The 19787-nt window shown below is 37.4% G+C and carries 17 protein-coding genes, 1 rRNA gene, 1 riboswitch and 1 other annotated feature; of the genes, 7 read left to right on the forward strand and 11 right to left on the reverse strand.

Annotated features, from left to right (window positions below; genetic code table 11):
• Nucleotides 1-1473: ribosomal RNA gene (locus BN999_RS08595) — 16S ribosomal RNA — on the reverse strand; the annotation flags it as partial.
• A gap of 527 nt (nucleotides 1474-2000) precedes the next feature.
• Between BN999_RS08595 and BN999_RS08600 the strand changes: the two genes are divergently transcribed.
• Nucleotides 2001-2759 (forward strand): hypothetical protein, encoded by a 759-nt coding sequence (locus tag BN999_RS08600; RefSeq protein WP_255247425.1) that lies wholly within the window; start codon nucleotides 2001-2003, stop codon nucleotides 2757-2759.
• Between the two features lie 40 nt (nucleotides 2760-2799).
• Here the strand turns inward: BN999_RS08600 and leuS are convergent, their stop codons facing one another.
• A complete protein-coding gene (leuS, locus tag BN999_RS08605) occupies nucleotides 2800-5211 on the reverse strand; it encodes a leucine--tRNA ligase (protein ID WP_096270978.1) in 2412 nt (803 codons plus the stop codon).
• 53 nt (nucleotides 5212-5264) lie between these two features.
• Nucleotides 5265-5478 (reverse strand) — a binding site (T-box leader).
• A gap of 165 nt (nucleotides 5479-5643) precedes the next feature.
• Between leuS and BN999_RS08610 the strand changes: the two genes are divergently transcribed.
• Together BN999_RS08610 and BN999_RS08615 are read left to right on the forward strand one after the other, a co-directional pair.
• Nucleotides 5644-6207, forward strand: coding sequence for a class I SAM-dependent methyltransferase (locus tag BN999_RS08610; RefSeq protein ID WP_096270979.1), 564 nt, complete (start codon nucleotides 5644-5646; stop codon nucleotides 6205-6207).
• A gap of 14 nt (nucleotides 6208-6221) precedes the next feature.
• The gene (locus BN999_RS08615; protein ID WP_096270980.1) at nucleotides 6222-6749 is read left to right on the forward strand and encodes a gamma carbonic anhydrase; all 528 of its coding nucleotides are present in this window, start codon (nucleotides 6222-6224) and stop codon (nucleotides 6747-6749) included.
• A gap of 66 nt (nucleotides 6750-6815) precedes the next feature.
• Here the strand turns inward: BN999_RS08615 and metK are convergent, their stop codons facing one another.
• Nucleotides 6816-8012: a methionine adenosyltransferase gene (gene metK / locus BN999_RS08620; protein ID WP_096270981.1), complete on the reverse strand. Its 1197-nt coding sequence runs from the start codon at nucleotides 8010-8012 to the stop codon at nucleotides 6816-6818.
• Nucleotides 8013-8132: 120 nt separating this feature from the next.
• A riboswitch (SAM riboswitch) is annotated at nucleotides 8133-8240 on the reverse strand.
• 214 nt (nucleotides 8241-8454) lie between these two features.
• Here metK and pckA point away from each other — a divergent pair.
• From pckA to BN999_RS08640, 4 genes are all read left to right on the forward strand, one after another.
• Nucleotides 8455-10041 (forward strand): phosphoenolpyruvate carboxykinase (ATP), encoded by a 1587-nt coding sequence (pckA, locus tag BN999_RS08625; protein WP_096270982.1) that lies wholly within the window; start codon nucleotides 8455-8457, stop codon nucleotides 10039-10041.
• 444 nt (nucleotides 10042-10485) lie between these two features.
• Nucleotides 10486-11481: an ABC transporter substrate-binding protein gene (locus BN999_RS08630; protein WP_096270983.1), complete on the forward strand. Its 996-nt coding sequence runs from the start codon at nucleotides 10486-10488 to the stop codon at nucleotides 11479-11481.
• A gap of 11 nt (nucleotides 11482-11492) precedes the next feature.
• Nucleotides 11493-12269: an ABC transporter ATP-binding protein gene (locus tag BN999_RS08635; protein WP_096270984.1), complete on the forward strand. Its 777-nt coding sequence runs from the start codon at nucleotides 11493-11495 to the stop codon at nucleotides 12267-12269.
• 27 nt (nucleotides 12270-12296) lie between these two features.
• On the forward strand, nucleotides 12297-13103 hold the full coding sequence (locus tag BN999_RS08640) for an ABC transporter permease (protein ID WP_096270985.1): 807 nt from the start codon (nucleotides 12297-12299) through the stop codon (nucleotides 13101-13103).
• A 70-nt stretch (nucleotides 13104-13173) separates the two neighbouring features.
• Here the strand turns inward: BN999_RS08640 and BN999_RS08645 are convergent, their stop codons facing one another.
• From BN999_RS08645 to BN999_RS08680, 8 genes are all read right to left on the reverse strand, one after another.
• On the reverse strand, nucleotides 13174-13926 hold the full coding sequence (locus BN999_RS08645) for a phosphotransferase family protein (protein WP_096270986.1): 753 nt from the start codon (nucleotides 13924-13926) through the stop codon (nucleotides 13174-13176).
• 30 nt (nucleotides 13927-13956) lie between these two features.
• On the reverse strand, nucleotides 13957-15072 hold the full coding sequence (dnaN, locus tag BN999_RS08650) for a DNA polymerase III subunit beta (protein WP_096270987.1): 1116 nt from the start codon (nucleotides 15070-15072) through the stop codon (nucleotides 13957-13959).
• 17 nt (nucleotides 15073-15089) lie between these two features.
• Nucleotides 15090-15569 carry a hypothetical protein gene (locus tag BN999_RS08655; protein WP_255247426.1) on the reverse strand — a complete coding sequence of 160 codons (480 nt, stop codon included), beginning with the start codon at nucleotides 15567-15569 and terminating at the stop codon, nucleotides 15090-15092.
• Nucleotides 15570-15582: 13 nt separating this feature from the next.
• Nucleotides 15583-16137 (reverse strand): DinB family protein, encoded by a 555-nt coding sequence (locus tag BN999_RS08660; RefSeq protein ID WP_096270988.1) that lies wholly within the window; start codon nucleotides 16135-16137, stop codon nucleotides 15583-15585.
• Nucleotides 16138-16820: 683 nt separating this feature from the next.
• Nucleotides 16821-17291: an RNA deprotection pyrophosphohydrolase gene (gene ytkD, locus BN999_RS08665; RefSeq protein ID WP_096270989.1), complete on the reverse strand. Its 471-nt coding sequence runs from the start codon at nucleotides 17289-17291 to the stop codon at nucleotides 16821-16823.
• 17 nt (nucleotides 17292-17308) lie between these two features.
• Entirely contained in the window at nucleotides 17309-17815 is a 507-nt protein-coding gene (locus BN999_RS08670; protein ID WP_096270990.1) for a hypothetical protein, read from the reverse strand.
• A 98-nt stretch (nucleotides 17816-17913) separates the two neighbouring features.
• Entirely contained in the window at nucleotides 17914-18234 is a 321-nt protein-coding gene (locus tag BN999_RS08675) for a hydrolase (RefSeq protein WP_096270991.1), read from the reverse strand.
• A gap of 62 nt (nucleotides 18235-18296) precedes the next feature.
• Entirely contained in the window at nucleotides 18297-19748 is a 1452-nt protein-coding gene (locus BN999_RS08680) for an o-succinylbenzoate--CoA ligase (RefSeq protein ID WP_096270992.1), read from the reverse strand.
• Nucleotides 19749-19787: the final 39 nt, after the last annotated feature.

The following is a 19787-nucleotide window of genomic DNA, read 5'->3' on the forward strand; positions in this document are numbered from 1 at the left end:
AAAAGGTTACCTCACCGACTTCGGGTGTTACCAACTCTCGTGGTGTGACGGGCGGTGTGTACAAGGCCCGGGAACGTATTCACCGCGGCATGCTGATCCGCGATTACTAGCGATTCCGGCTTCATGCAGGCGAGTTGCAGCCTGCAATCCGAACTGAGAATGGTTTTATGGGATTTGCTTCACCTCGCGGCTTCGCTGCCCTTTGTACCATCCATTGTAGCACGTGTGTAGCCCAGGTCATAAGGGGCATGATGATTTGACGTCATCCCCACCTTCCTCCGGTTTGTCACCGGCAGTCACCTTAGAGTGCCCAACTTAATGCTGGCAACTAAGATCAAGGGTTGCGCTCGTTGCGGGACTTAACCCAACATCTCACGACACGAGCTGACGACAACCATGCACCACCTGTCACTCTGTCCCCGAAGGGAAAGCCCTATCTCTAGGGGTGTCAGAGGATGTCAAGACCTGGTAAGGTTCTTCGCGTTGCTTCGAATTAAACCACATGCTCCACCGCTTGTGCGGGCCCCCGTCAATTCTTTTGAGTTTCAGCCTTGCGGCCGTACTCCCCAGGCGGAGTGCTTAATGCGTTAACTTCAGCACTAAGGGGCGGAAACCCCCTAACACCTAGCACTCATCGTTTACGGCGTGGACTACCAGGGTATCTAATCCTGTTCGCTACCCACGCTTTCGCGCCTCAGCGTCAGTTACAGACCAGAGAGTCGCCTTCGCCACTGGTGTTCCTCCACATCTCTACGCATTTCACCGCTACACGTGGAATTCCACTCTCCTCTTCTGTACTCAAGTCCTCCAGTTTCCAATGACCCTCCACGGTTAAGCCGTGGGCTTTCACATCAGACTTAAAAGACCGCCTGCGCGCGCTTTACGCCCAATAATTCCGGACAACGCTTGCCACCTACGTATTACCGCGGCTGCTGGCACGTAGTTAGCCGTGGCTTTCTGGTTAGGTACCGTCAAGGTACAAGCAGTTACTCTTGTACTTGTTCTTCCCTAACAACAGAGCTTTACAATCCGAAGACCTTCATCGCTCACGCGGCGTTGCTCCGTCAGACTTTCGTCCATTGCGGAAGATTCCCTACTGCTGCCTCCCGTAGGAGTCTGGGCCGTGTCTCAGTCCCAGTGTGGCCGATCACCCTCTCAGGTCGGCTACGCATCGTGGCCTTGGTGAGCCGTTACCTCACCAACTAGCTAATGCGCCGCGGGCCCATCTACAAGTGACAGCTTACGCCGCCTTTCATTTTCTCTTCATGCGAAGAAAAATATCATCCGGTATTAGCCCCGGTTTCCCGGAGTTATCCCAATCTTGTAGGTAGGTTGCCCACGTGTTACTCACCCGTCCGCCGCTAGATCCACTAACATCACCCCGAAGGGTTCAGTTAGTTTCACTCGCTCGACTTGCATGTATTAGGCACGCCGCCAGCGTTCGTCCTGAGCCAAGATCAAACTCTCCAAAAATAATTGAAAGAATCAATTAAGTTCTTAGCACTAAAAGCACGCTAGCTTTTAGAATTTCTTTTTAATAGAAAAAACAGGGTTGTTTTTTCTTACATACTGGTTGTTTTGTTCAGTTTTCAAGGAGCAAACACTTTAGCGTCGCTTTAAGAAGCAACTTTCAAAGTATATCATTTCGTCAAGATTATGTCAACAAGTTTTTAATATAAAATAACTTGTTTCTCTAATCCTCTAACGATTAGCGACATAAACTAATATATCACTTAGAATAGATTATGTCAACTAGTGTCATCTATTTTCTATTGTCTTTCATTGATTACTCTCTAAAATAATCAACAACAATAGAATACATATTACACCTCTTTGGAATACTAGTCAATACAATAAAATCAGTACTAACTACCATTTTTCCCATAATAATCCATTAACACCGTTTTATTATATTCATATCGACTACAAATGTTCCACTGAATATCAACATTCAACTTACAAATGATAACAACACTATTTAAAGAAAACGAGGAGATATGATGAAAAGAATAGCTTGCACTACTCTACTAATATTATTTATATGCCTGGATATTTATTCCATTCATGCTATAGAAGAAAATACTAATAGTGAATTGCAGATTATTAAAACTTACGAAGAAGATGTTACTGGAAATGGATTGAAAGAGATTATAGAGTTAAAAGGAGTATTATTTTCTCCAGATTCAAACTATTACCGTGACATTGAAGCAGTAATCACTTCATCTGAAAATAAAGTATGGGAAATTCCATATATGGGTGGATACGATCCTTCTATATCATTTATTGATTTAAACCATGATAAAGTAAATGATATTTTCTTTCAAAGTGCAACCGGGGGTAGTGGCGGTTTATATCAATATTATCTTCATACACTTGTTAAAAATAAGCTTTCAGAAATACCGTTACCTGAACAACCTTTTGTAAAAGGGAAATTCTTAGATGACTTTAAAATAGAAGTAAAAATCTCACCAGATATGGAACCGAATATTGTGGACCTACAAACTAGAAGAGACGAATATATTCGTTTAGGCCTTTATAGTAAAGATGGAAAGTTAATAAAAGAAACTTCTGCAATGGTAGACCCAATCGCTTTCTTTGAGCCAAAATTCATCAGTAAAAGTAAAGGATATGGATTAAAAAGTTACCAACAAGTCAGTGGTGCATATCATGCTGATCAAATAGGTACGGTTGAAACTTTGTGGTATTACGATAGAGATAAGTGGATTATCCTTCAAACAAAATGGATGCCTAATTATTAATTGAAAGAGGCACTCTCATAATTGAGAGTGCCTCTTAATATTAGTTCGCAACTATATTTACTAATTTACCAGGTACTACAACCACTTTTCGAATTGTTTTACCCTCGATCCAATCCTGGATCGACTCATCTTCTAATGCTTTCTTTTCCAGTTCCTCTTTAGAAATATCTTTTGCTACTTTCAACTTAGAACGAACTTTCCCCATAACTTGAATCACGATTTCCACTTCATCTTCAATCAATTTAGATTCATCATATGTTGGCCATTCAGAATAACTGATTGTATGTTGATGACCAAGTCGATCCCAGAGTTCCTCTGCAATATGAGGAGCAATAGGTGATAGTAGTTTTACAAAACCTTCTACATATTCTTTTGATATTGAATCTGCTTTGTACCCTTCATTAATGAAAACCATCATTTGAGAAATACCCGTATTAAAGTGTAGATTCTCAAAATCCTCTGAGACCTTTTTAACAGTCTCGTGGTAAACCTTTTCAAGTTCAGTACTAGCTCCATCTACAATTTTATTAGATAGGCTGCCATCTTCATTAATAAATAGTCTCCAAATACGGTCTAGGAAACGACGTGCTCCGTCTAACCCATTGGTAGACCATGCAACAGATGCATCTAATGGTCCCATAAACATTTCGTAAAGACGAAGTGTATCTGCACCATGGGATTCAATGATATCGTCTGGATTAACAACGTTACCTTTAGATTTACTCATTTTCTCATTACCTTCACCAAGAATCATTCCTTGATTGAAAAGCTTAGTAAAAGGTTCTTTTGTTGGTACCACACCAATATCATAAAGGAATTTATGCCAGAATCTAGCATATAGCAAATGTAGTACGGCATGTTCTGCTCCACCAATATAAATATCAATTGGAAGCCATATTTTAAGTAATTCTGGATCAGCTAACTTTTCACTATTATGTGGATCAATGTAACGCAAGAAATACCAACAGCTACCTGCCCATTGAGGCATTGTATTTGTTTCACGACGACCTTTCATACCTGTCTTTGGATCTATTACATTCACCCATTCACTATTAGCTAGCGGAGATTCACCAGTACCAGAAGGCTTTATTTCCGTCATAACTGGAAGTTCAAGTGGCAATTCTTCTTCAGGCACTGTTGTCATAGTACCATCTTCCCAATGGATAACTGGGATTGGTTCACCCCAATAACGTTGTCTTGAGAACAACCAGTCACGCAAACGATACGTTATTTTTTTGGTTCCAACACCTTTTTCTTCTAGCCAAGTAATCATGTTTGTAATTGCTTGTTCTTTATCTAGCCCATTTAGAAAGTCAGAGTTTACATGTTCCCCGTCTCCTGTATATGCTTCTTTCGTGACATCACCGCCAGCAACTACTTCCACTATTGGCAAATCAAATTTAGTTGCAAATTCATAGTCACGTTCATCATGAGCTGGTACCGCCATGATTGCGCCAGTACCATAGGTCATTAGAACATAATCAGCAATCCAAATTGGCATTTTCTCATTATTTACTGGATTAATCGCATAGGCTCCACTAAACACACCTGTTTTGTCTTTTGCAAGATCTGTTCTTTCAAGATCGGATTTAGTTTGCACGGCATCCAAATACTTTTGTACAGCATCTTTTTGTTCAGTGGTTGTGATTTTTTCAACTAAAGGATGCTCTGGCGCTAGTACTGCATACGTTGCCCCAAACAATGTATCAGGACGTGTAGTAAATACTGTAAACGACTCATCAAATCCCTCAATTGGGAATGTTACTTCAGCACCTTCTGAACGACCAATCCAATTACGTTGCATATCTTTTATGCTCTCTGGCCAATCTAGTTCTTCTAAATCATCTAGCAGTCTGTCTGCATAAGCAGTAATTTTCAACATCCATTGTTTCATTGGCTTACGAACAACTGGATGTCCACCTCGTTCACTTTTACCATCAATTACTTCTTCATTAGCCAGTACTGTTCCAAGTGCTGGGCACCAGTTAACAGCCACTTCATCTATATAAGCTAGGCCTTTTTCATAAAGTTTTGTAAAAATCCACTGGGTCCATTTATAGTAGTTTGGATCTGTTGTATTTAGTTCCCGGTCCCAGTCATAGGAGAACCCAAGTTCTTGAATTTGTCTTTTAAACGTGTTGATATTTTTTTGGGTAAACTCTGCAGGACTATTTCCTGTGTCTAGTGCATATTGCTCTGCTGGTAGTCCAAATGCATCCCACCCCATAGGATGAAGTACCTCATATCCCTGCATACGCTTCATACGTGACAGTATGTCAGTTGCCGTATAGCCTTCGGGATGTCCAACGTGAAGCCCTGCCCCAGATGGATATGGGAACATGTCTAGCGCGTAGAATTTTTTCTTATCAGATGTTGCATCAGTCTTGAAGGTTTTATTTTCAAGCCAATACTTTTGCCATTTCTTTTCAATATCATGATGGTTAAAACTCATCTATAACTCCTCCTTTATAATTTCAATACAAATAAAAAAGCCTCTCATCCCAAAGAAGGGACGAGAAGCTATTACTCCCGCGGTACCACCCAAATTAACGTTTAATACGTTCACTTGTATCCATAACGTGGATTAACGTCACAAGCTACTTTAGTTCACTCGTGCAGCCTTGAAGGCGAGTTCGTAACTTGTCAGGGGCAATTCACACCAACCATTGCCTCTCTTTACCTGAGCAATTTTACTACTACTCCTTCGCATCGCATTTTAATATTTAAATTGAATTTTAATGAATACTACTAGCTTTGTCAAGATATTCCTTTTTTAATCTATTATAATATGAAATAAATCGAAAAGGGTGTATACACTTTTGTTTCCGATAAATTATCATAAATGCTATTCTTAATACACAGATTGATTTTTAAGGAGAACACAATGAAAACTATTTTAAATTATTCCCATCATTTATTAGAAGAAATTATCGAACCTGGAGAAACAGTGATTGATGCAACTTGTGGAAATGGTAATGATACCTTATTTTTAAGTAAGCTTGTTGGAGAATTCGGCGAAGTAATCGCTCTTGACATTCAAGAACAGGCAATTGATAATACCGATCAGTTACTAATGGAACATAACTGCAGCAATGTTTCACTAGTGTTAGATAGCCATGCTAATATTGAAAATTACTTAATCAAAGAATTAGAAGGAAACATTGGCGGTGCCATATTCAACCTAGGATATTTACCAAAAAGCGACAAATCTGTTGTCACAGAAGGAGAATCGACAGTTAAAGCCATTGACACTATTTTACAGTACCTAAAAAAGGGTGGTCGAATTATTCTAGTAGTTTACTACGGCCATGAAGGTGGAGAAGAAGAAAAAAATATTATTCTAAAACATGTCATGTCCCTAGACCAGAAAAACTATAGTGTCCTACGCTATGGATTTATTAATCAAAAAAATAATCCACCCTTTATCATCGCTATACAGAAAAAGTAAAAGGAGGAACATAAGTGATCCATCATTATAAAAATATTTCACCCACCATCCATCCTTCTGTCTTTGTAGCAAAGGATGCAGTAATTATCGGTGATGTCAAAATTGACGAAGAATCTAGTATTTGGTTTAAAACGGTTATTCGTGGAGATGTTGCACCGACTCGAATAGGAAAAAGGGTTAGTATTCAGGATTTATCCATGCTACACCAAAGCCCAAATCATACATTAGTTATTGAAGATGACGTAACAGTTGGTCATCAAGTTACATTACACTCATCTATCATTAGAAAGAACGCTTTAGTCGGAATGGGTTCCATCATACTAGATGGAGCTGAGATTGGAGAGAGTGCATTTATTGCAGCAGGGAGTCTCGTACCACCAGGCAAAAAAATACCACCACATACTTTAGCTATGGGAAGCCCAGCAAAAGTAGTACGACAATTAACGGAAGAAGATTATAAAGAAATGGAACGAGTTCGTAAATCCTATGTAGAAAAAGGTCAGTATTATAAGGAACATACCAATTTGGGCTTAGAATTATAGATTTCATTGTCGGAATATAAACAAACCGCTTGATGCACATGAACAGCACCAAGCGGTTTTTCTTTGTTATTTTGTTAATTCTACTAAATCCCCAACCTTATCGGTCTTTTCCCAAGGGAATTCAATATCTGTCCGACCAAAGTGGCCATAAGCAGCAGAGTCTTTATATATTGGTCTTTGTAAGTCCAACATGCGAATGATTCCAGCAGGTCGTAAATCAAATACGTCACGAACAGCTTTGACTAATGATTCTTCCGTAACTTTACCAGTACCAAATGTATTAATAGCAATGGAAACCGGTTCAGCAACTCCAATAGCATAAGCTAATTGGACTTCACAAGAATCCGCTAATTTGGCAGCAACAATGTTTTTTGCAACATAGCGAGCAGCATATGCGGCAGAACGATCAACTTTTGTTGGATCCTTTCCACTAAATGCACCACCACCATGACGAGCATAACCACCATACGTATCTACAATAATTTTTCTTCCTGTTAATCCAGCATCTCCTTGTGGACCACCAATCACAAAGCGTCCTGTAGGATTAATAAAATACTTCGTTATATCATCTAATAACTCCCCAGGAACAACTGGCTTGATAACATGCTCCATTAAATCTTTCTCAATTTGTTCTAATGTTGCATGCTGAGAATGCTGTGTCGAAATGACAATAGTATCAACACGTATTGGTTGATCCTTTTCATCATATTCCACGGTCACTTGTGTTTTACCATCTGGTCGTAAATATGCAAGTGTACCATCTTTTCTGACATCACTTAACCTTTTCGCTAATTTATGTGCCAAAGAGATTGGTAATGGCATTAATTCTTCCGTTTCATTACAAGCGAAACCAAACATTAATCCTTGGTCACCTGCACCAATTGCTGCGATTTCACCTTCTGTCATTTTACCTTGACGTGCTTCTAGTGCTTGGTTTACACCGCTAGCAATATCAGGTGATTGCTCATCAATTGCTGTTAAGACAGCACAAGTATCAGCATCAAAACCATATTTCGCTCGTGTATACCCAATATCCTTAATAGTTTGTCGAACAACAGCTGGAATGTCTACATAGGTTGAAGTGGTAATCTCACCGGCAACTAGAACTAAACCAGTTGTAACGGTTGTTTCACATGCTACCCGAGCTGCAGGGTCTTTTTTTAATATTTCATCTAAAATGGCATCTGAAATCTGATCACAAATTTTATCAGGATGACCTTCTGTTACAGATTCAGAAGTAAATAAACGACGATTATTAGCCATGTGGCTAAATCCTCCCTCTAATTTCTTGGTACGGAACTCTTATTTATATCAGTATTATTCCCAATTAACGTAAAAAAGCCTTTCCTTCAAGACATGAGGAAAGGAATAACCAGCCTTTCGCTCTTATTGTTCAAGGAAGTTTTCCTTGCATCAGGTTAGCACCTTTTCACCTACGTGATGGTTGCTGGGCTTCATCGGGTCTGTCCCTCCGCCTGCTCTGAATAAGAGAGTATCCGCTCATTGTTAAGGTTAACTGAATCTATTGTCCCATGTCAACTGGTTATTTTATTGTCACGTAATTTTAATAAAATAATACAATAAAAAATAATAAATAGTATGGACTATTTATTCTAATGTGTTATACTATTAATTAATTTCAGGAAAATAATGTATCGAAGGAATCTTTCTTCAGATAATCTCTTTTAAAAGGAAGGTAATTTTAATGAATACGGTAATCAAATCTTCACTATTGGAAGAACTTCTATCACAAGAAAATGTAAAGAAAAATCTGTCCGTTGCAACTTTAGTAGAAAAAGTACTTTCACGTAAAGAAGGTGTTTTATCAAACACAGGGGCAGTTCTTGCGACAACTGGTAAATACACTGGACGTTCTCCAGAGGATAAATTCATTGTAAAGGATTCCATATCTGAAAGTAAAGTAGATTGGGGTACTGTAAACCAACCTATTGAGGAAGAAGTTTTTGAAAAGCTGTATGAGAAAGTAATCGCACATTTAAAGAATAATGATGAAATATATGTTTTTAATGGTTTTGCTGGAGCAGATCAGAATTACCAATTACCTATTCAAGTAATTAATGAATTCGCATGGCATAACCTGTTTGCAAAACAATTATTTATTAGACCAACTGAGGATCAACTAGCAACTCACGAACCTTCCTTTACAGTAATTTCTGCACCAACATTTAAAGCAGATCCCACTATCGATGGAACCAATTCGGAAGCGTTTATCCTTGTATCATTTAAACATAGAGTTATTTTAATTGGCGGTACAGAATATGCAGGAGAAATTAAGAAATCCATATTCTCCATTATGAACTACTTATTACCTGAACAAAATATTTTATCCATGCACTGCTCAGCAAACGTTGGTAAAGAAGGCGATGTTGCTTTGTTCTTTGGTTTATCTGGTACTGGTAAAACCACCTTATCAGCGGACCCTTATCGCAAATTAATCGGAGATGATGAGCATGCTTGGAGTTCAAGCGGTGTATTCAATATTGAAGGTGGATGCTATGCAAAATGTATCAATCTTTCAGAAGAGAAGGAACCACAAATTTACAATGCTATTAAATTTGGTTCTGTTCTAGAAAATGTTGTATTGGATGAAGATTCACGCAGACCAGACTTTGATAACACAACCCTAACAGAAAACACGCGAGCTGCTTATCCATTAGAACATATTGATAATATTGTTAACCCTAGTATTGCCGGGCACCCAAATACAATTATTTTCTTAACAGCTGATGCTTCTGGCACATTACCACCTATTAGTAAACTAACAAAAGAACAAGCAATGTATCACTTTTTAAGTGGTTATACTAGTAAACTAGCAGGTACGGAAAGAGGAGTTACAGAACCACAAGCGACTTTTTCTGCTTGTTTTGGTGCACCATTCCTACCACTAGCACCAGCGAAATATGCGAGTATGCTTGGTGAAAAAATTGATCAGTATAACACAAATGTATTCTTAATTAATACAGGTTGGACTGGTGGTTCATATGGCGTTGGTAGCCGTATTAGATTGTCTTATACCAGAGCAATGGTACATGCAGCGCTTGAGGGTGAGTTGAACAATGTTGAAACTACTAAAGATGAAATCTTCGGTTTAGAAATCCCGACTCATGTTGCCGGTGTACCGGATGAAGTATTAGTACCAAAGAACACATGGGAAAACCAAGATGATTATGTAGCAGCTGCTAAAGACCTTGCACAGAAGTTTCATGAGAACTTCACGAAATTCACACATGTAAGTACTGAAATCGCTGAAGCTGGACCAATTTATAAGTAATATTTTTTTAGTCTTGTCCTCATCCCAAGAGGGTTTATATATTTACTATTATTTATGCCGATCTATTCTTTTAGATCGGTTTTTCTTTATGCATTAGTGTTCTGAGATTACTCATTTGATAATTTCTGCTTCAGTTCTTACTCCTTGTAACCACACTCCATTACCTTGTGCTCGTTCTTTTATTCCTTATGACCGTATTCCAACACCTTATGCCCTATCTCCTCACCTTGTAACTGTATTACATTACCTTGTTCCCACATCCGAGAAACTTGTGCTCCTCTCCTCTCCCCTATCCTTATAACCGCAATCATTAATTTCACTCCCTAAACTAAACCCTTTAATCATTTTCTAAACAAATTCATCCTTATAGGCATTCACACATTTTTTTAACTACGCATAAACTGTCTTGACGAAAAATTCTCGATGTTGAAAGGGTCGGTTAGAATGAAAAAAATAAAATTAATCGCAGTGCTCTCCGTGCTTGCGCTTTTACTCCTTTCCGCATGTGGTTCCAATAGCGATACTACAACCATAAAAATTGGAGAGGTAACTCGCTCTCTTTTCTATGCACCACAATATGTAGCAATTGAAAAGGGATTCTTTGAGGAAGAAGGTTTGAATGTAGAATTACAAACTACCTGGGGTGGAGACAAAACAATGACCGCTTTACTATCAGATGGTATTGATGTTGCCCTTGTAGGTTCTGAGACTTCTATTTACGTTTATGCTCAAGATTCAAAAGATTTTGCTGTTAACTTTGCACAATTAACACAAACGGATGGAACTTTTCTTGTTGCAAAAGAAGACAAACCAGATTTTAATTGGGAAGACTTAACAGACTCCAATTTCCTCGGGCAACGTAAAGGTGGTATGCCACAGATGGTTGGAGAATTTGTTCTAAAGAATCACGGAATTGATCCACATAATGATTTATCACTGCATCAAAATATTGATTTTGCAAATATTCCAGGTGCATTCTTGTCAGGTGACTACGAATATGTACAGTTATTCGAACCAACTGCAAGTGTCTTTGAAAAAGAAGGCAATGGATATGTGGTTGCCTCATTTGGAGAGGAATCTGGTCATGTACCATACACCGTCTTCATGGCAAAACAAAGTTATATTGACGATAACCCTGAAAATGTTGAGAAATTCACAAGAGCAATCTATAAAGCACAACAATGGGTACAAGAAACAGACTCTAAAGAAATAGCAGAGACAATCCAAGAATACTTCGAGGATGTTGATTTAGATATTCTAACTTCATCAATTGAACGTTATAAAAACCAAGATTCCTTTGCAACAGACCCAATCCTAGATGAAGAGGAATGGAATAATTTAAAGGATATTATGAATGAAGCTGGGGAATTACCAGAAGTTGATATACCTTACGAAGAGCTAGTAAATACAGAGATAGCAGAGGACGTCATTAATAACTAAGGAGGGAAAACATGTCCTTTCTAACCTTAGAACATGTAACACATCATTACTTTAGCAAAGATGACTTTAAGAAGGCATTAGATGATATATCTTTCTCGGTTAAAGAGGGTGAATTCGTCTCACTTCTTGGACCAAGTGGCTGTGGTAAGTCTACCATTCTCTCCATTGTTTCAGGGATTATGAATCAGACCTCGGGAAGAGTTCTTTTAGATAATAAACCAATGATAGAATCTGAATTAGCAATTGGGTATATGCTTCAACAAGATTACCTATTTCCATGGAAAACTATTCTAGATAATGTGCTACTTGGTCCAACAATTCAAGATAATGTAAATGAGGAGCTAAAAGAAAAAGCATTAGAGTTATTACGAGAAGTGGGTTTGCAAAATGTAGAAAAACAATACCCTTCCTCCTTATCAGGTGGGATGCGGCAGCGTGTTGCCTTAGTGAGAACCTTAATAACTGACCCTAAAATACTATTATTGGATGAACCATTTTCAGCTCTAGATTACCAAACTAAATTAAAATTAGAAGACCTTGTATATAAACTATTACACGCTTACCACAAGACTGCTATTTTAGTTACCCACGATATTGGAGAAGCAATTGCCATGAGTGATCGAATAATTGTCATGAGTGCCAACCCTGGTAGAATTTCCAAAACGTTTGAAGTTCCCCTCGAACTCCGAAACGAGATGCCATTTCTAGTTCGCAAGCATCCTAAATATCAATCTATTTTTGACAAAGTTTGGGAGGAGTTAAACAAAAGTGAAACTCAAACCGTTTAATTCTTCCCTAGAAAGGGGGATGTAGCAATGTCAGATAAAGGAGACCACTTACTATTTGAGAAACATCTACAGGGTTTGAAACGAGAAAAAAGAATTGTATTCATTTGGCAAGCATGTATTCTAGTTGGATTCTTTGGTTTATGGGAACTTGCTAGTAGAATGAACTGGATTGATCCATTACTGTTTAGTTCTCCAACTAAAGTCTATAATTTATTAACGGTAAAGTTAACGGATGGATCCATGATATCTCATACGCTCATTACGTTATTTGAAACATTAGCTGGGTTTATTATTGGAACATTACTTGGAATAGTAATAGCATCCTTACTCTGGTCATCCCCAAGGTTTTCCAATATCTCTGACCCTTATCTTGTTATTTTGAATGCAATGCCTAAGGTTGCTTTGGGGCCAATTATCATTGTAGCTTTAGGACCTGGATATGTCGCTATTATCGCTATGGGAGCGATCATATCCATCATTATAACGACCATAGTTGTCTATACCGGATTTCGCGAAGTAGATCCAAACTATGAAAAAGTTCTAAAAAGCTTTGGTGCAACTCGATGGCAATGCTTTAAGTCAGCTATATTTCCAGCAAACTTACCAGTTATGATTTCGACCTTGAAGGTAAATGTAGGATTATCTTGGGTCGGTGTAATCGTTGGAGAATTCCTAGTTTCTTCAGAGGGATTAGGATACTTGATTGTTTACGGATTCCAAGTGTTTGATTTCACATTAGTAATGGCAGCCTTAATTCTTATCGCTATCTTTGCTGCTCTTATGTATAAGGTCGTTGAAAGAATTGAAGGTTGGTTGATTAAGCATACAACTTAGTGAAAAACATAAGGATCACAGGCATTATCTGTGATCCTTTCTATATCTAGAACAGTTCCTAAAAGTAAATTTACCTTTTAGATTCTTCACCCCTAACAATTTTTAGCAATCTGTTAGCATCTTCGTTTGGTACAATTTCCGATAGTCTAGCTCCAGCTATGATAGATGCCCATTCCATTATTTCTTGCTTTTGAATACCACTTTTTTCACTATACAGATTCAAATAAATTTCAGCTAAATCTTTGTCGAATTGAGAGTATAAAAGGTATGTTCGACAAACATCCGCACGTATATCGCCCATACTCGAATCAACCCAATCAATAACATATATGTTGTCACCTGACAAAATAAGATTGAATAAATGATAATCACCATGACAAAGCCTTTCATCAAAATTCATCTTATTTAACTTACTTATTTGGTGCGTTTTCTCACTCTCACTTAATAGTTGAGCTGACTGTATTTGACGCTCCAATTTGGTAACCATTGATTCAGTTGAATTGAGTTTAATGTTATGAATACTTAGCTGGTTATCAACTGAAATATTCATATAGTGTTCTGCCATTTGCATGTTCTCCATTACCATGTTACCTAATGTTTGGCCCTTTATATATTCCATTATTATGGCTGGGTTTTCATTTATTCTGGTTACATTTATGACACGAGGAACACGAAGGCCACTTGTTCTAGCAGCTTCTTGTTTTGCCGCTTCTTTTACAGCTTCCCCTTGAGGAAAATAGTCATGAAACACTTTAACTATTTGGTTACCATGGAGATAGATTTTTGCAGTATTTCCAACTGCAATCGGGTTTTGTAGATCCATCACTCCACTCCTTTACCAAAGATAATAACCTTATGTTCTAACAGGTGATACAAGCTGAATATGTGACTCATCCCCAACAGGTGATAACAAAATCGGTCTCAATGAACCGTTTAAACAGATTCTCACCTCATCTTCACTAATTGCTTGCAGCGCCTCCATCATAAAATTCCCATCAAAAGTTATGGTGGTTTCCTTAACATCTGACTTGGTCTTAATTCGTTGCTTCTCTTCAATTTGACCATGTTCAGATGTACCTGAAGAGATCGAGATTGTGTACTCATCCCTCATTTGAAGTGTGATATTGTTATTTTTCATTTCACTTACAAAAATACTGGCTCTTTCTATACCTTGTAATAACTGCTTGGTCTTTAAGGAAAATTCTGTCTTGAAATTCTGAGAGAGTAAGCCAAATACATTTGGATAGTTTCCATCTATTAACTTAGAATACAAGGAAGTCGTATTTGTTTTGAATACGATATAAGAATTGGTTGTAGTGATTAATACCTCTGTTCTTTGTCCCCCTAATAACTTTAGAAGCTCTGTCAATGCATAACTAGGTACGATAAAAGAACCAAAAACATCAGAACTTATACTTATTTTTCTTAGTGATAATCTTTGTGAATTTGTTGCGATACAAGTAAGGAAATTATCATGAAATAAAAAGTTCACACCTGTAAGGACTGGCTTAGTTCCAGTTTTTGAAGCAGCAAATACCGTTTGCCTAATAGCAGAAGATAACTCTTCCGAAGAAATACTTATCTCTCCCCCACTCTTAATTTCCGGTAATGAGGGATATTCTTCAACATGGAACCCATTTATTCTCATTTTGATATCTTCCGATTGCATCTTAACAGCGTTTTTATCAGCTACTTCAAAATGGATTGGACTTGGTAATTTTTTTATGATATCCCCAAGATATTTTGCTGAAACTACGATACTCCCACTTTGTACTATAGATAGATCCTCTGATACCGGAATTGTTTTTACGATTGTAATTTCAGTATTACTTCCAATGAGGATTAATTGATCTAACTTTGCCTCGATTTTTATTCCCGTTAGAATAGGCAAAGAATTTTTGTAAGATATTGCTCTACTCACTTCTGATACAGCTTTTTTAAATACATGGTTATTTATTTTGAATTCCATTTTTGTCCCTCTCCCGTTTACGGTCCAATCTTCATTAATTTATCTATGTAATCATAAGGAAGGATACTATCAACAGACTGATAGTAAAAGCCCTTGTACCTAATCGTATCGTCTGAATTGATGATTAATTCCTTTAGCAATTCTCCTTCTTGATCAAATATTTTAGTGTTAAATCGATATCCCAAATAGCCATATGAGGCTTTCCCTTTTTGAAAAGTAACGTCATTAAGATTATTAATAATATGATTAATATCTGTTCTAGCTGTTACTTCAAAAAAATCTCCTGAGTTCCCATCAAAGATAGCTATTTTCGATACCTTAGTAGGTTCAATATTAACTATTTTATGTGGTATATAAGTACATGCAAATCCGATAATTAAAAGTATTGGGATACCAATTAGTAATATCCTAAACTTCTTTCTCTTAATTAACCAAAAAAGCAATAGTGCCATGACTATAACAACGAAAACATAACCTATTAATAGTTGAATTGCCATATGCTATCCCCTATCACATAACTCTCTGTTGTTCGTATTTAATTACTAAATTGAAATGGTGTTGTTCATGGATAGCTAATAAATGAACACTTTGAATGACATTTGGGAAGTATGCAATTGGATCTGGATAGTGAATTTGTCCAGCCACTTTTTCATCGATTTTGGATAGTTTGTTCTTTAACATATTCGTTTCACTAATAAGTAACGTTTGAAGATCCCTGAGGTCATATCTTTGATGAATGTTTTTCTTTGGGGTTAATAAAAAAGGAGCTCTCATTGCTCGCTTCTTGACTTGGTTGTATTCTTCATAAATGTTGTATGTTTCTTTTTTATATGTCCTATTTTTCCGCAAATACCCATACGGAAGCATCAATGGAAGATAAAGGGTTGAGAATCGTCTAACCAGTCTTACCATAAGAATTAAATGGTAGATGGTTTCCATTACTGACCACTTTTCGGGCATTGGTCTTTCAGAAGGATTTATTTCTAATTCGATTACCTTTTTATAAAAGTCATTTCTTTGGTTTTCTAGTAATTGAAAGTAACTCCTCATTTCTTTACTCTTCAAAATTAAGATCCCCTTTGGAATACTAGTTTACTATTATTTTATTTTACCATGGATGGCTTGAACTTTTTATACTATTTAAATATTTATATTGAATGTTTTCAAAAGATTGTTGTTTTTGAGTTTAAACTAGCAAATAATAGATAGGAACTGTGCGGTAGCTAAGGATTATGGTAGCGCATCATACCCGCTACGGAAATACACTCCGCTTTCCGCGGGCGGCTGGTGAGCCTCCTCAGAGCTAAAGCTCTTGCGGGGTCTCACCGATGCCTATCCTCCCGCAGGAGTCTCCGTGTATTTCCTTCGCTAGTAATAAGTGATTAAGGGCAATAAACCACTTAAATCCAAAAATATGATCAATAACTAACAATAATTAGAATACTAAACCAGCGCAGGCAGAATACGGAGACTCCTCGAAAATAAAGAACAATTTTCTTCGTGCGATGATTAACCTGCCATAGCCTTCCTTGTCCTACGGGAATAGCACGTGTCCGAAGACCCCTAGAGAGGCGAACTTTCCTCGAGGAGGCTGAGGCCGTGCCCGTGGAAAGCGGAGTATTCTGCCGGAGCGGAATCATACCACTATACCCATTTATTTTTTGAGAGATTAGCAGTGGTTACCGCACAGTTTCTATCAATAGCAACATACAAAAACAACCTCTAATAGTTCCAAATAAAAAACCACCTCAATTTGAGGTGGTTTCCAGTTTTTCCATACAATACTTCAGAACGTCATCTTTCATGATAAAACTATAGTTAGGATTAAATTTAACATTCCTAGGGATAGCTTCTAGTAAGACAGGGCCTTCTGTTTCATAATATGTTTCCTGTTCTTCTAGCTTTTCTACTTCTGCATAATAAACATTTTTTACAACATGTCCTGCTTTGCCTGCCACGTGATATTGGCCAATATAATGAATATCTCTTATGACTCCACCAGTCTCTTCCATTACCTCACGTACTGCCGCTTCTTCTGCGTTTTCGCCTTGCTCTACTTTTCCTCCTGGGAACTCCAAACCACGGTCCCTATGTTTCGTTAATAACCATTTATTATCGTACCGGCATATGACCCAGACATGCCTTGGATCATTGGAGAAAGGATGCTTGCTAAAAGAGAGAGAAACTTCATTTTGATAATAATCTCGAAATGTAAACATATATCAGCTACCTAACTTCATCGATGTGTTATTTTTGTGATTTTCCACTCTTGGTTTGCAAAAGTCATTTCGATATCAATACCATATTCTCCGTACAGTTCGGATTGATTCTTTTGCTTCACCAAGATTTTATCCTGAGATAATTGTACCACATCATACTCATTCTGTTCATCAAACCAAGGTGGCGTTTCCGTAGGGATAATATATAATTCGTTATTCTCTTCTTTATAATAATAATCGAGATATGGTTGTACAACTTCAACTGTCGCAATGTTTCTAAACTCTTTTAACAATGAGTCCTTGTTATTGTATTTCTTCACCTTATCTAGATTATCTGCTTCCTGAACAAGTTTCTCCATAAAACCATCCGTTAAATTTACAATCTCAGCATGTGTAATAGAATTGGTGTTGTCTTGTTCTTGACTCATATCTTGTACCGTATATGTACTGTTCATAGAGTTTTCTATTGGTAATAGATAACCAATCCCTATTCCAATAGTCATTAATGCGATTATTTTTCTCAAAACTGTCCACCTACCCTCTACTATACTATTCCCTAGAAACTATCTTAGTTAAACAACAAAAAAAGGAATAAGATAATTCATCCTATTCCTCTTCAAGCCTATATATGATTTTCTCCCAGGATTCCTATACTTTTTATATGATTTTTAGCTGTTTCGTCCCCTAAATCATAGAGCATTTGATAGACATCTACCATGCTTGCATCATAGCTATCATTAGGCTTGTCATTATGATAAGGCATTATTGGAACATGTGCCCTCCAAAAACTATTGTAAGCAGCGCCGTCCATATTATTTAGCTTCGCCCTTAACATAGCAACCTCTTCATTGGTTGCATTGATTATAAAGCTATCGTTATTTTGGTACTTTGTTTGTGAAATTTCACCACTACCAATATCAACGTAATATGTCTTTTTTTCCATACACACACCTCCTAACCTTAATTTGTCTAAAATCAGGAAAAGAATGTATGGAGAAAAAATAGCTACTTTAAAAGATCCAATAATTTGTTGCGTACCAATTTATTGGATGCGTTTCTCGGGAGACTATCAACAAAGTGTATTTCTTTTGGTAGTTTGTATTTTGCTATCTTACCTTTCGCATAGTTCAGAACATCTTCTATATGGATTTGTTCATGAGCAGGAACAATAAAAGCAATTGGTACTTGTCCCCAATAATCATCTGGCTTTCCAGTTACTCCTACTTCCTTAACTCCTTGAAAGCCAGTTAAAACACTTTCTATTTCGGATGGATAAATATTTTCTCCTCCTGAAATGATTAAATCCTTTCTTCGGTCTACAACAAATAAGAAACCTTCCTCATCCAAATAGCCGAGATCACCAGTAGATAGCCATCCATCATCGAAATTGCTATCATTTGCTTTTTTATTATTGTAATATCCGTTTGTTACCATTGGTCCTTTTACCAGTATCTCTCCAATTTCGTTTGGCTCTGAATCTTTAATCTTTATTTGGGCTGGAAATAGAGCTTTACCAGCTGAACCAATCTTTTGTAATGCATCACGTGAACTAAGGGTAACAATTTGTGATGTTGTTTCCGTCATACCAAATGATTGAAATACTGGAATGTTTCTTTCACTTGCCTTTTCTAATAAGGGAACTGGTGCTGGACCACCACCTAGTAACATACAACGAAAATGACTTGGGAATTGGTTATCGCCTAAAGTAGCCAGAATACGTTGAACCATAACTGTTACAACAGAAGCAATGGTTACACCACGATTCACAATGGCATCTAGAACAATTTGTTCATTGAACTTTTCTACTAGATATACAGGCATCCCATAGATCGCACTTTTTATAAAGATGGACAACCCACCAACATGAAAATATGGTAAGACCGCAAGCCATTTGTCTGATTCTACTAATCCAAGGTTAAGTGCTGAACCAATCGCACTCCACCAGTGATTTCCATAGGTGTGAACCACTCCTTTTGGGAATCCTGTGGTCCCTGATGTGTATATAATCGTAAATGGTTCACTTAGATCAATCTCATCGATTAGCTCTACTTTTTCTTTAATCCTCTTCTCTACTTCTGAGAAACTCATTGCTATATCCACATCTAATTCCTTCGCTTGGTAGAGTAGTTCATCTTGAGAAATAACCACCGTAACATTTGCATCTCTAATTTGATAATTTAGTTCTTCATTGGTTAACCTTGTATTCAATAACACCGCAACCGCACCAAGATAACTTAATGCATGTATTGCAATAATCATGGTTACATTATTATTCGACAATACCCCGACATGGCTACCTTTTGTTATCTTTAATTTAGCTAACTTCCTGGCAAACTCCTGACTTTTCTCCTTCAATTCAATAAACGTAATCGTACTACCGTCTACCATCTCAATTGCAGGTTGGTTCGGAGAAAGAAAAGCCTGTTTTGTTAACCAATGTGGAATTACTTCTGCCATAAAACATCACCTCATTGTTGAAAGAAAAACCTTTGCCCG

The sequence above is a fragment of the Paucisalibacillus globulus genome (assembly GCF_900184735.1).
GTDB classification, from domain to species: domain Bacteria; phylum Bacillota; class Bacilli; order Bacillales; family Amphibacillaceae; genus Ornithinibacillus; species Ornithinibacillus globulus_B.